Below are 12,770 nucleotides of genomic sequence, written 5' to 3' on the forward strand. Positions count from 1 at the left end.
ACACAGGGGTGCCGCGCCCCGACGGGACGCGGCACCCCGAGAGGATCGCGCTGCACCGGGCGCGGCGGGCCCCGGCGTCGAGCGGCGGGCCCCGGCGTCGAGCGGCGGGCCCCGGCGTCGAACCCTCAGCGCGGCGCAGCAGCGCTCACGCGCGGCGGCAGGCCACCGCACCCGCCTCGCGGCTCGCGCGGCTCACTCCCCCGCGCCGCGGGCGTCCGCACCCACGGCAGCGTCGACAATGGCCTTGGCCTCCTCCTGGGCGGCGGCCGTCGTCGCACGGGGCGGCAGCACGCTCGGAAGCCCGCCGCCTGCGCTACTCGCGGTCCTTGAGCACCTCCGTCACATCCACTCTTCGCAGCCGGCGCTCCCCCAGCAGACGGGCGACGACGTAGCAGCCCAGGACTACACCGACGATCATGACGACGGCCGTCTTCGGCAGCGTGAACTCGAAGGCCGTCGGCAGGCCGGAGATCATGCGGAGCCACACGGGCTGCATCACGAGGAAGGACAGCGGAATCCCCACGATCAGCGCCGCTGCGACGACGAGGGCGTAGCTGCTCAGATACATCCCGCCGACTTCTCGGTCGGTGTACCCCAAGGCCTTCATGAGCGAGATGCTGTAGGTCTCCTTGTCCACGACCATCCGCATGAGCAGCACGATGACGAGGACCGCCATGGAGATCGACGCCGTCAGCAGGATCGTCATCGTCGTCGTCATCGCATCGGTGAGGGTGTTGACGCTCGTCATCATGTCCGCTCGGCTCACAACCTGGGAGGAGGCAGCGTCGAGCTCGGGGCTCTGCGTGTCCGTCATGACCGCGTTCGTCGCCGTCGGCTCCTCGCCGACGAGACCGTTGGCCGTATCCAGGCGGGCCAGGACCGCCGGCTGCGGGTACTCGACAATCCCGGACACAACGACGCTGTGCTCCTCACCGCTCGCGCCCCGGAGTGTCAGGGTGTCGTTCTCCTTGAGACCTTCGTGCAGAGCGGTCGAGGAGGAGATGTAGACTCGGCCCTCCGTGAGATCGAGGTCCTGGGCGAAGTAGCGCCCGGAGTCCTCCAGCCCGAGAAGGATCGCGTCCGCGTCGGTGTCGGAGCCCGGCGGCTCCAGGGTGACGGATCGGACCGAGGCCCTCTCGGCATCCTGGGGAACGGGCGGGGGCTGAGTCCCTTTACCGCCAGCGGCGAGAACGTAGAGGTAGCCGAATGGGACCTTCTCACGGACCTGCTCGGCGTAGGCGTCCACGCTGGCGCGCATGCCGAGGCTGAACACCATGGGCAGCACCGACAGCACAACCCCGGCGAGCATGACCGCGCAGGTCCTCCACTCCCTCAGACCCTGGCGTATCCGGTAGCGTACGGAGAAGGGGAACCTGGTCAGCCTCATCCCCGGCCGGCTCCCGACGCCAAGATCGCGCCGCAGGAGCTGCAGCGGCTCCTTGGCGAGCCTGCGCTGCAGGACGAGGAGTCCGACAGCACTCACAATGAGCACCGGGACGCCGAAACCGAAGATGACCGCGGCCCCCGTCACCTCGGTGTGGACCTCCGGCAGCGAGTAGTACCCGGAGTTCGAATCCATACAGGGCGACAGGACGATGCCCGCCCCCGTGCCCACAGCAGCACACAGCGCTGTCAGGGCCACGGGCAGCGCGAGATAGTGCCTCATGAGCTCCCAGGGGGTCAGGCCCAGGGCGTAGAAAGTACCGATGACCGGGGACTCCTGCCTGATGTCCTCGGCGACCGCGACCGCCAGGAGGTAGGCGATGAGGAGGATCGCGACCGCCCCGGCGACATAGGACGCCTGCGCGGTCACTGTGACATCGTCCTCGCCCGCGATGATCCGCGAGTTATCCGCTGCGTCGAGGACCGACAGCACGCCGAGGGACGACGGCTCCCCCGCAGTGGCGATGGCGGCGGCGGCCTCCTCCACGCTCATGCCGGAGTCCCCCAGGTCCACCGCGTAGCCGGGGACCCTGGTCGGGCCGGGCGCTGGCCATGCCTCCATCGCCCCGGAGGTCACGAAGGCGGTCCCGAAGGCACGGGGATCGGCGGCCGTGTCGGTGGAGCGGGCCACGACAGTGGTGTAGTCCGGGCTGCTCCCGATCCCGATTACGCGCAGCCGGCGGCCCCCAGCCTCAATGAAGTCCCCGACGCCGATGCCGTGCGCCGTCGCGTAGTGCTTCTCGACGACCGCCTCATCATCCGACTGGGGCAGATCCCCGGTGTCCAGGTTGACCAGGTCGATGCGCGAGCGCACAGCGAAGACGCGCAGAATCGATGCATCCGGCCCCTCGACATCCGCGTAGGTCTCATCCTCGAGGGTCACGCCCTTGTCCTCGATGGCGGAGACCAGCGCGGCATCCAGCGCGCCACTTGTCGCGATGTAGCCGTCCTCGACGTTCGCGGCGGACTGGCCGTCCTTAATGCTGCTCAGAACCGACTGGCCGGCGGTGGATGTTCCCGTGGAGGCGAGAACACCGAGGATGATGAGCGCGGCGAGGAGGGCGTACCGGCCTCTTTTAGCCCTCAAGTCCCGCGGCAGCCGGCGGCGCAGGACCGAGATGGGACTCCGCAGCCTCACCACGACAGGTCCTCCGCCCGTACAGGAGCGTCATTGACCGAGGAGCTCTGCACCCGGCCGTCGCGCACCATGATCGTGCGCTGCGTCATGCGGGAGATGGCTTCGTTATGGGTGACGATGACGATCGTGGTCCCCAGGCGCTCATTGACCTGCTGCAGGAGCGCGAGCATCTCCTTGGACGTGCCGTAATCGAGGGCTCCCGTCGGCTCGTCGCACAACAGGACCTGGGGCTGCTTGACGAGGGCGCGCGCAATGGCGCAGCGCTGCTGCTGGCCGCCCGAGAGCTGGGAGGGGAACTTCAAGCGGTGCTCACTGAGCCCGAGCGTGTCCAGGAGCTCCTCCAGGGGCATCGGATCATCGGTGAGATACTCGCAGACCTCGATGTTCTCCGTGACTGTCAGATTGGGCACGAGATTGTAGAACTGGAAGACGAAGCCGACGCTCCTGCGCCTGAATCGGGTGCGGGCCCTGGGCCTCAACGAGGTGATCTCCGTGCCGTTGACGGTAATGGTGCCGCGGTCGGGACGGTCCAGTCCTCCCATACAGTTGAGCAGGGTCGACTTGCCCGAGCCACTGGCCCCCACAATGGAGCAGATCTCCGCATCCTGCACCGAGCAGGACAGATTCTTGAGGACTTCGACAGCTCCCTCTCCCCGACCGAATGACTTACTGACCGAGTCGATGACGATCGTCATGTCCAGCCTTCTTTCCCACTTCTGTCTTCATTACCCTGTCCTGATCCGCGGCGACTGCCCGGCGCCGGCCCGCCCGCCGGCTCCCGCAAAATGAGAGTCCTCGTGAGGATCTCAAGCGTCGCATCCGGATGCTCCACCACATGGAAATGACCGCCGGGGACCTCGATGGAGCGGAAAGGGCCCGTCGTCGCGGCGCGCCGTCGTGCTCACGCTGACCCACGCACAGCCTACGCGTGCGGGTCTCCTTCAGACCGCGCAGCGTACGCTCGACATCCTGGGGGTAGATGTTCTCGCCGCGCCAGATGATGAGGTCCTTAAGACAGCCGGCGAGATAGAGGCTCCCCTCGTGGAAGAAACCGAGGTCCCCGGTGCGCAGCCAGTCGGTCCTATCATCATCGCCCGCACGCCGAGCGTGAAAGATCTCCTCGGTGGCGCCGTCATTGTGCCAGTAACCGGGGGGAAGCCCCGGTCCGGCAAGCCAGACCTCGCCGACGCGTCCCTGCTCCAAGGGCTCCCGAGAGGCTGGATCAACGATGCCGACTCGCGTGTCGAGTCGATATGCTCCCAGTCCGACAAGCTCGCGACCCGCATCATCTGCCCCGACGACAACCGCTCGGCTCCGCCCCAGGGCTGCGGAATCGAAGCGGGTGACGGGCTGCGCCGCCGCCTGAGGGCCGAGCCCTGGGGCGGCGCAGACAGCGAGCGAGGCCTCTGCCAGCCCGTAGGCGGGAGTCACGGCGCGCCCATCCATGCCAAGGCCGACGGCCACACGACGGAAGAAGGCTAGACTGTCCGGGCTGATCGGATCCGAGGCATTGAGGGCGCAGTGCAGCGCGGACAGATCCACCTCCAGACCCGGGCGCTTGACAATGGCAGAGGCCGCCAAGGCACAGCCGAAGTCCGGCGACGCGGTGAAGGTGGCCCGGAAGTCGCTGAGCGCGAGTATCCAGCGCAGCGGATCGGCGATAAAGGCAGATGGCAGCATGAGCGTGGTGGTGCCCTGCGTGAGAAGAGGATCCAGACATCCGTAGATGAGGCCCATATCGTGGCTGAGCGGCAGCCAGCTCACCATCTGCGGGACCTGTCCCACCTCGAGGCCTTTGGAGATGTACTCGCTCTGGTACAGCAACGCCCGGTGGGTATTGAGCACGCCCTTGGGGGATCCCGTGGAGCCGGAGGTGTACTGGATGAAGGCCGGGTCATCGCCACGCGCCGGCCATGGCTCGTCGCTGCCTGCGGAGGCGGACAGGATGCTGTCCCGACTCACCAGATGCGGAGCCGGACCGTCCGGGCGGGCTGGGATCTCGCCCGCCAAGCGGTCAAGGATCGCAGGGGCGGCCACAATGACGGCAGGCCCGGCGTCACGCACGATAGTCTTGAAACGCTCGATCGCCGACATACCCGTCAATGGGAACGGGACGGGTACCGGAATGAGGCCCTTGTGCATTGCGCCCAGGAAGAGGGAAATAAAACGATCATCTCCGGGCACCACCAGTGCGATCCGATCGCCGGGAGACCCCGGCAATACGCAGGATATTGTCTCAACGAGATCCCACAGCTCACGGTAGGTGTACTCCCGCACCCGCCGAGACTCTCCCGATCTCGGGGAATCGGAATAGTCTAGAAATCGCAGCGCCGTCCGCCGCGGAACACTCGAGACAGTCTCCACGATTCAGGAACTAATCGTCTCGCACACATCAACTCCACACACAAGGAAGAGGTCTCGATACATCAAGGACGTCAAGAAAATCTAGAGTTCAGAGAAACGCAACTCTCCCGGCCACAACTCTCAACCGGTTAATCGCTGTTGGTAAGCCTAACCTTAACCACAAGCAACCTCAACCTTCCCTCGAAAATGTAATATTTGTCACTGGCATGTCTCCTCGGTGCCGGGCCTCCGCGAGCACGGTCGGAGCGGCGCCCGGCGCCCCGTAGGAGCGGATCCGCCGACCACCCACTGGGCAGGCTCGCACCTCGCGCCCCGGTACGGTCTTGGCGCAGAAGGAGCCGGCCAGCCAGATCCCCGCACTGGTGCCCCGATCCGGCCCCGGCGCCGGCCCGGGCCCGCAGACACGGGGGTGCCGCGCCCCCAGCGGGACGCGGCACCTCGGAAAGCGTGAGCCCCGGCGCCGCGCGCACCGGCGTCGCACCCCCGGCGCGGCGCAGCGCTCACACGCAGCCGCAGACGGCTCCCCGCCCCGCGGCTCGCGCGACGGGTCACTCCCCCGCGCCGCCGCGGGAGTCCGCCCCCACGGCATCGACAATCGCCTTGGCCTCCTCCTGGGCGGCGACCTCGGCGCTGAGCGGGTCGGAGGCGATCTTGGGGTCCCAGGGCTCGCCGCGGAAGGTGAACTCGCCCAGGATCCCCTCTCCCTCGGCGTCGACGATGACCTTCTGGCCGCGCTCGATCTCCCCGAAGAGGATCTTCTCGCTCAGGGCGTCCTCGATGTCGCGCTGGATGGCGCGGCGCAGCGGGCGCGCGCCGAGCACCGGGTCGAAGCCGCGCTCGGCCAGCAGCTCCTTGGCGGCCTCGGTGAGCTCGATCGTCATCTCCTGCTCCACCAGGCGCCCCGCCAGGCGGGCGATCATGAGGTCCACGATCTTGCGGACCTCCGCCCGGGTCAGCTGCGGGAAGACGATGAGGTCGTCCACGCGGTTGAGGAACTCGGGCCGGAACTGCTGCTTGAGCTCGCGGTTGACGTGGGCCTTCATCTCCTCGTAATCCATGGTGCCGCCCTCGGAGGACTGGAAGCCCGTGGCCACGGACTTGCCGATGTCCTTGCTGCCGAGGTTGGTGGTCATAATGATGACGGTGTTCTTGAAGTCCACCTCGCGGCCCTGGGCGTCGGACAGGTGCCCGTCCTCCAAGATCTGGAGCAGGGAGTTGAAGATGTCCGGGTGGGCCTTCTCGACCTCGTCGAACAGGACCACGGAGAAGGGCCGGCGGCGCACCTTCTCGGTGAGCTGGCCGCCCTCGTCGTAGCCGACGTAGCCGGGGGGCGCGCCGAACAGCCGCGAGACCGTGTGCTTCTCGGCGAACTCGGACATGTCGAGCTGGATGAGGGCGTCCTCGTCGTCGAAGAGGAACTCGGCCAGGGCCTTGGCCAGCTCGGTCTTGCCCACGCCGGTGGGGCCGGCGAAGATGAACGAGCCGCCGGGGCGCTTGGGGTCCTTCAGGCCCGCCCGGGTGCGGCGGATGGACTTCGACAGGGCCTCGATGGCCTTGTCCTGACCGATAATGCGCTTGTGGAGCTCGGTCTCCATGCCCAGCAGCTTGGCGGACTCGGCCTCGGTCAGCTTGACCACCGGGATGCCGGTGGACATGGCCAGGACCTCGGCGACCAGGCCCTCGTCGACCTCGGCGACCTGGTCGAGGTCGCCGGAGCGCCAGGCCTTCTCCCTGGTCTCGCGCTGCTCGACCAGACGGCGCTCGTCGTCGCGCAGGGCGGCGGCGCGCTCGAAGTCCTGGTCGTCGATCGCCGACTCCTTCTCGCGCTTGACCTCCGCAATGCGGTCGTCGATCTCGCGCAGCTCCGGCGGGGCCGTCATGCGGCGGATGCGCAGGCGCGCGCCCGCCTCGTCAATGAGGTCGATGGCCTTGTCGGGCAGGAAGCGGTCATTGATGTAGCGGTCGGCGAGCTTGGCGGCCGCCTGGATGGCGTCGTCGGTGATGACGACCCGGTGGAAGGCCTCGTAGCGGTCGCGCAGCCCGGTGAGGATGCCGATGGTCTCCTCGATGGAGGGCTGGTCCACCGTGACCGGCTGGAAGCGGCGCTCCAGGGCGGCGTCCTTCTCGATCTTGCGGTACTCCTCCAGGGTGGTGGCCCCGATGGTCTGGAGCTCGCCGCGCGCCAGCATGGGCTTGAGGATACTGGCGGCGTCCACGGCCCCCTCCGCGGCGCCCGCCCCCACCAGGGTGTGGATCTCGTCGATGAACAGGATGATGTCGCCGCGGGTGCGCACCTCCTTGAGGACCTTCTTGAGGCGCTCCTCGAAGTCGCCGCGATAGCGCGAGCCGGCCACCAGCGAGCCCATGTCCAGGGAGTAGAGCTGCTTGTCGCGCAGGGTCTCGGGCACGTCGCCGTGGACGATGGCCTGGCTCAGGCCCTCCACAACGGCGGTCTTGCCCACGCCCGGCTCCCCGATAAGGACGGGGTTGTTCTTGGTGCGCCGCGAGAGGATCTGCATGACCCTCTCCATCTCCTTGTGGCGCCCGATCACCGGGTCGAGCTTGCCCTCGCGGGCCGCGGCGGTCAGGTTGCGGCCGAACTGGTCGAGGATCGCCGAGCCGGAGGGGACACCCTCCTTGGACGAGCCGCCGGCAGTAACGGTCTCCTTGCCCTCGTAGCCGGAGAGCATCTGCATGACGGTCTGACGCACCGTAGACAGGTCCGCGCCCAGCTTGGTCAGGACCTGGGCGGCCACGCCCTCGCCCTCGCGCAGCAGGCCGAGCAGAATGTGCTCGGTGCCGATGTAGTTGTGACCGAGCTGGAGGGCCTCGCGCAACGAGAGCTCAAGGACCTTCTTGGCCCGGGGGGTGAAGGGGATGTGGCCGCTGGGAGCGGACTGGCCCTCGCCAATGATCTCCACGACCTGGGCGCGCACGGCGTCCAGGGAGACGTCCATCGACTCCAGGGCCTTGGCGGCGACCCCCTCGCCCTCGTGGATGAGGCCGAGGAGGAGGTGCTCGGTGCCGATGTAGTTGTGGTTGAGCGCCCGCGCCTCGTCCTGGGCCAGGACGACGACGCGGCGGGCGCGGTCGGTAAAGCGTTCGAACATCGCTGGTTTTCTCCTCGGCACGTGCGAATCGGTGGTGCGCCCGCCCGGGGATGGCGCATTGGGGCGCTGGCACGTGCTGACAAGGCTAACGGGGCGGGCGCGCCGTCCATGCCCCTGTTCGCAGAGGGCGTGAGCAGGGTTGAGCCCAGCCCGCTCAGGGCCGCCCGCTCAGGGCCCCCCGCCCCCCTTCACCGAGATCGGTTCGCTTCCGGCTCGAGATCGGTTCGCCGGGGCTCTGGTGGTGGGAGCGCGGGCGTTCGCCGGGAGGGCGTTCGGATGGCACGGTTCTTCTTGCGTCCTGCGAGGGCGGGCCGGAGGAGGGACGGTGTCCGGGGGTGACGGCGTCCGGGGGGGTTCTGTGTCATTCCGGCGGGCACCCGATCCCGAGCGTCGGTCGCGCACCGCCGCAGCGCGCCGGGGCCCGCGCCCCGCGACGCGTGGCGCCGTGGCCGAAGGGGCACACGAGATACCCGGCACTCAGCACCGATCTCGACGAAGGGGCCACAGCCGGCTCTCAGCCCGGGTCCAGCACCAGCAGGCCGCGGCGCAGCGCCTCGGTGACGACCGCCGCGCGCGAGTCGACGCCGAGTTTGGCGTAGGCGCGCAGCAGGTGCGTCTTGACGGTCGCCTCGGTGATGTACAGCTCGACCCCGATCCGGCTGTTGGACAGGCCCCGCGACACCGCCGCCAGCACCTGGCACTCGCGCGGCGACAGGGTCACCAGCGCCGGGGACCCCGGCCCTCCCGCGCCGCTGCGACCCGCGCCGCGCGCGGCCCCCAGAAGGCGCGTCGCCACGGTCGGGCTCATCGCGCTGCGCCCCACGGCGGCGGCACGCACGGCCGCAAGGATGTCCTCGCGCGCCAAGTCCTTCAGCAGGTAGCCGATGGCGCCGGCCTCGACGGCGCGCAGAATGTCGCCGTCGGTGTCATAGGTGGTGAGGACCACCACCCGGGGGCTGGCAGTGGCGGCGGTGCTGTGCGCCGTGCCCGCCCCAGCCCCGCTGTGCGCCGTGCCCGCCCCAGCCCCGCCGTGCGCCGTGCCCGCCCCAGCCCCGCCGTGCGCCGTGCCCGCCCCGGAGGCGATCCGGCGCGCGGCCTCCACACCGTCGACGCCGGGCATGCGCAGGTCCATGAGGACGACGTCGGGGGCGAGCTCGGCGACGAGCGCGACGGCCTGCTCCCCGTCGGCGGCCTCCCCCACCACGACGAGGTCCGCCTCGGAGGAGACCATGCCAGCGATCCCGGAGCGCACCACCGGATGGTCGTCCACCACCAGGAGGCGGACCCGACGCGGGCCGAGATCGGTCGAGGACGTCGGAGAGAGGGCAGCAGTGCGCACAGAGGCATCCTGACCTCGATCACGGTTCCGACACGACCCCGCCCGTCAGACGGGTGGAGCGGATCGACCGTGAGCGTCCCGCCCAGGGCCTCCACGCGCGAGCGCATGCCGATGATCCCCGTCCTCTCCGGGCAGGCCCAGGTGCCGACGCCGTCGTCGACGACAGTGACGACAAGCTCGCGGCCCAGGCCGACGGCCTCCGCCCAGACGGCGACCTCGACGCGCTCAGCCCGGGCGTGACGGGCCACATTGCTCAGCCCCTCCTGGACGATGCGCAGGACCGCGACCTGCGCGGCCGGCGACGGCTCCGCGGACAGGCTCAGGTCGAGGACCGCGCTCAGCCCCCGCTCGCGCTGGGCGTCCACGAGGCGCCGCAGCGCCTGGGCGAGGTCGCCGTCCCGCAGGGCGCTCGGCCCCTCGCCCGCGGTAAGTGCGCGGGCCTCGGCGAGATTGTCCCGGGCGATCGCCTCCAACTGTGCCAGACGGGGGCCGACCGCCGCGGCCTCGCCGTCGTCGATCGCGCCGCGGGCGGCCTGCGCAATGGCGATGACGGAGATGAATCCCTGCACCAGGGTGTTGTGAACCTCGCGGGCCCAGCGCTTGTGCTCGGCCGCGATCCCGGCGGCTCGCTCGGCGGCGGCGAGCTCGTCGCGGGCGCGAGCCAGCGCCGAGAGCACCCTCTCCCTGTCCGCAAGCGCCACGACGGCGTCGTAGCGGGCGATCTGGACCCAGGTCACCCACGTCCCGCTGACGAGGTTCACGAGGGTCATCACCGCGGCGGACAGCCACCAGCCCTCCACGCCCCTGACGAGGAGGACCGCCGCCAGGCCCGCGCCGAAGACGACATGGGCCAGCACCGCCGCCCACAGCCTGCGGTGGACCAGCCACAGCAGCGGAAGGACGACGAAGAACAGGCCGCAGGCCCAGCTGGTGCGGGTCAGCAGCGCCAGGGTGCCGGCCGCCAGCGCCCAGGCCAGGGCGCGCCACGCCCATCCGGGCAGGCCGAGCCTGTCAAGGGGCGGGTGCACGCCCTTGAGCCCCCTGGTGCCGCGGAAGCCCCGGAGCACGAACCCGGCGAGCGTCTCCCCGGACGGGCGAGGGGAGGACGCCGCCGTCTCGTCGGTCACCGATCCACCGGATCGCGGCGGGCGACGATGAAGGCGAGCACCACACCGCCCACGATCCAGGCGCCGATAACGGCCAGGCCCTTACCGGTCTCCCAGCTGCCGGTCGGGTCGGTGGCGGCGAAGAAGTCGGGCAGGACGGCCAGGCGCATGAGCTCGCCGCTCTCCCGCTCGCCGGCCACCGCGATGGCCAGGGTCAGCAGGCAGCACACGATGGTTCCGGTGCTGATCATGGCCGGCAGCATGTAGTCGGCGTAGCTGACGCCGGGGACGACGTCGTTCCTGAAGACGGCGCCGAAGATGAGCAGCATGAGCAGCGGATAGAAGCGGATAGAAGATGGCCATGATGAAGGCGACCGGCTCGCGCACGAAGGCGGTCAGGCTGGAGCGACTCAGGGCGGCGGCAATGGCGGGACCGGAGCCGGGCCGCTGCGGGCGATGTGCGGCGAGCGGGTGCCTGGCGCCGGTCGGCGCGGCGGGGGATGGCGGATTGGTGGTCGTCATGGAAAGGTCCTTCGGGCTCGGCGGGCTGCGCTCAGACGGTGTGGTAGCGGGAGACGAGGTCGAGGTAGTAGTCCTCGAGCGAGGGGTTGCGCACCTCCAGGCCGGGGATCTCGCCGTCCGGGCCGGCCAGGCGGTCGATGATGTCGCGCACGACGGCGGTGGGGGCGGCGGAGCGCTCGGACCGCTCGGCCCGTCCTCGGTCCAGCTCACGGTGGGCTCGTCGCTGGCCTCTCGGGTGAGGTCCTCGGGCGTGCCGCGGGTGACGATCCTCCTGCCCAGGACAACGGCGACGTCGTCGACCAGGTGGGCGGCCCCGTCGAGGTCGAGGTAGTGGGTGGTCAGCAGCACGGTGGTGCCGTCGGCGCGCAGGCTCTTCACCAGGCTCCAGAGCTCGCGGCACGCCTCGGGGTCGAAACCCGTGGCGGGCTCGTCCAGGAAGAGCAGGGCGGGGCGGCCGACGATGGCCGTGCCGACGTCGAGGCGGCGGCGCCGGCCCACGGACAGGCGCGAGACGCGGGTGCGGGCGTCGTCGTCCAGGCCGACCTGCTCAATGGTGGCGGCGACGTCGGCGGGTGCGGAGAAGAAGCGGGAGACATGGGTGACGGCCTCGGTGACGGACAGCTTCTCCATGTCCTTAGAGGACTGGCCTAGAGGACTGGGAGACGACGCCGATGCGGGCCCGCCAGGAGCGCGAGCCGTTCTGCGGGTCCTCCCCCAGGAGGGACACGGAGCCGGCAGCGCGGCGGCGCAGGCCCTGGAGGATCTCGACGGTGGTGGTCTCGCCCGCGCCGTTGGGCCCTAGGAGGGCCAGGACGGTGCCGGTGGGGACGTCGAGGTCTAGGCCCGTCAGGACGTGCTTGCAACCCACCCACCAACCGTTCATCGCCGCTTGACATACAAGATAGGAGACGTCTCCCTCACCCATCCGATGAGAATTCGAGAGCAGCGCCGACCTCTGGCCTCACACGCGAGCCCGCTGCGCTTGTGACGGGCTTCGGTATCGTCCGCGCCGGTCCGCGCTGCCGCCGTACACGGCCCTCTGCCGGTCTGTCACAGTTCGATGTAATTCACGCCGCGGCCCGCTTGGAACCTGGCAGCTGTCCAGAGGACGAGCCCGAAAACTATGTTCGTGGCGATGAAGGGCCAGCAGAGCCGTTCCGGGTCATGAACGCCCAGAGCCGAGATGGGGATGAGTCCGGAGAAGACGTTGACGACATCGGCGTCACTCCCGGCACCGATGATCCAGCTCTCCACACCGAAATGTCGTACGAGCATCACTGCGCACATGCCGGACAGCACCGCCTGCAGCGCCGTGACTGACGCCCAGCAAACGATACGCATGGCGCCCCTGCCGCGAACAAGCTTTGCCGAGTACGTCAAGGCTGACGCCATGCCGAACCCGACGAACAGGGACGTCAGGTAGCCGGCTCCTTCGAGGAGCACCGACGGCCAACCGCGAGTCGTCTCGTGCCACGCGGGGATACTGGTCACCACGTACCCGGCAACCAGGTACCCCGACATGACTGTGCAGGACATTAAGAGTGTGCGGAACCGAGATGTCGGGGATAAAAGGAGCAGCCGGTCGTTACCGAGACCGATCACCCCGATCACATAGTCCAGCGCGTACACGGTCATGGCAACCATCAGCAGCATCACCCCGATTCCGTGAACCTGCTTCGCAGCCAGGTGATCGGAGAAGAGCCTCACCACCACCAGGATGCAGGATGCGCCCACAAGAGGCGCTAGGA

The 12,770-nt window shown here is 69.2% G+C and carries 8 protein-coding genes and 3 pseudogenes; all 11 read right to left on the minus strand.

The genetic code is table 11. The features are described 5' to 3' along the window. Positions 1-313 precede the first annotated feature (313 nt). The 11 genes and pseudogenes from AIF0345_RS13710 to AIF0345_RS13755 all read right to left on the minus strand — a co-directional run bounded on the left by AIF0345_RS13710 (position 314) and on the right by AIF0345_RS13755 (position 12,729). Positions 314-2,581 carry an ABC transporter permease gene (locus tag AIF0345_RS13710; RefSeq protein ID WP_285296450.1) on the minus strand — a complete coding sequence of 756 codons (2,268 nt, stop codon included), beginning with the start codon at positions 2,579-2,581 and terminating at the stop codon, positions 314-316. Continuing rightward, positions 2,578-3,276, minus strand: coding sequence for an ABC transporter ATP-binding protein (locus tag AIF0345_RS13715; protein ID WP_043562671.1), 699 nt, complete (start codon positions 3,274-3,276; stop codon positions 2,578-2,580). The genes AIF0345_RS13710 and AIF0345_RS13715 overlap by 4 nt, the downstream gene beginning before the upstream one ends. Then, on the minus strand, positions 3,248-4,945 hold the full coding sequence (locus tag AIF0345_RS13720; RefSeq protein ID WP_285296451.1) for an AMP-binding protein: 1,698 nt from the start codon (positions 4,943-4,945) through the stop codon (positions 3,248-3,250). Before AIF0345_RS13720 ends, AIF0345_RS13715 begins: the two co-directional genes overlap by 29 nt. A gap of 548 nt (positions 4,946-5,493) precedes the next feature. After that, on the minus strand, positions 5,494-8,055 hold the full coding sequence (locus AIF0345_RS13725; RefSeq protein WP_268918207.1) for an ATP-dependent Clp protease ATP-binding subunit: 2,562 nt from the start codon (positions 8,053-8,055) through the stop codon (positions 5,494-5,496). A 514-nt stretch (positions 8,056-8,569) separates the two neighbouring features. Then, positions 8,570-9,001, minus strand: coding sequence for a response regulator transcription factor (locus AIF0345_RS16850; RefSeq protein WP_338072394.1), 432 nt, complete (start codon positions 8,999-9,001; stop codon positions 8,570-8,572). Positions 9,002-9,190: 189 nt separating this feature from the next. Next, a pseudogene (locus AIF0345_RS16855) lies at positions 9,191-9,286 on the minus strand (DNA-binding response regulator); the annotation flags it as partial. A gap of 542 nt (positions 9,287-9,828) precedes the next feature. Beyond that, positions 9,829-10,164 (minus strand): annotated as a pseudogene (locus AIF0345_RS13735) (histidine kinase); the annotation flags it as partial. A 353-nt stretch (positions 10,165-10,517) separates the two neighbouring features. Beyond that, positions 10,518-10,829, minus strand: a complete 312-nt coding sequence (locus AIF0345_RS13740; RefSeq protein WP_268918213.1) for a hypothetical protein — start codon at positions 10,827-10,829, stop codon at positions 10,518-10,520. A 583-nt stretch (positions 10,830-11,412) separates the two neighbouring features. Beyond that, a pseudogene (locus AIF0345_RS13745) lies at positions 11,413-11,652 on the minus strand (ATP-binding cassette domain-containing protein); the annotation flags it as partial. A 4-nt stretch (positions 11,653-11,656) separates the two neighbouring features. Continuing rightward, positions 11,657-11,890, minus strand: a complete 234-nt coding sequence (locus tag AIF0345_RS13750; protein ID WP_285296453.1) for an ATP-binding cassette domain-containing protein — start codon at positions 11,888-11,890, stop codon at positions 11,657-11,659. A 182-nt stretch (positions 11,891-12,072) separates the two neighbouring features. Continuing rightward, the gene (locus AIF0345_RS13755) at positions 12,073-12,729 is read right to left on the minus strand and encodes a hypothetical protein (protein ID WP_285296454.1); all 657 of its coding nucleotides are present in this window, start codon (positions 12,727-12,729) and stop codon (positions 12,073-12,075) included. Positions 12,730-12,770 lie beyond the last annotated feature (41 nt).

The organism is Actinomyces israelii, from assembly GCF_030253495.1.
In the GTDB taxonomy this organism is placed as follows: Bacteria; Actinomycetota; Actinomycetes; order Actinomycetales; family Actinomycetaceae; genus Actinomyces; species Actinomyces israelii.

Bases quoted from the DNA above. Each gene is read 5' to 3' on its own strand.
- AIF0345_RS13725 (WP_268918207.1), bottom strand. From the start codon at position 8,055: ATGTTCGAACGCTTTACCGACCGCGCCCGCCGCGTCGTCGTCCTGGCC.
- AIF0345_RS13715 (WP_043562671.1), bottom strand. From the start codon at position 3,276: ATGACGATCGTCATCGACTCGGTCAGTAAGTCATTCGGTCGGGGAGAG.
- AIF0345_RS13740 (WP_268918213.1), bottom strand. From the start codon at position 10,829: ATGCTGCTCATCTTCGGCGCCGTCTTCAGGAACGACGTCGTCCCCGGC.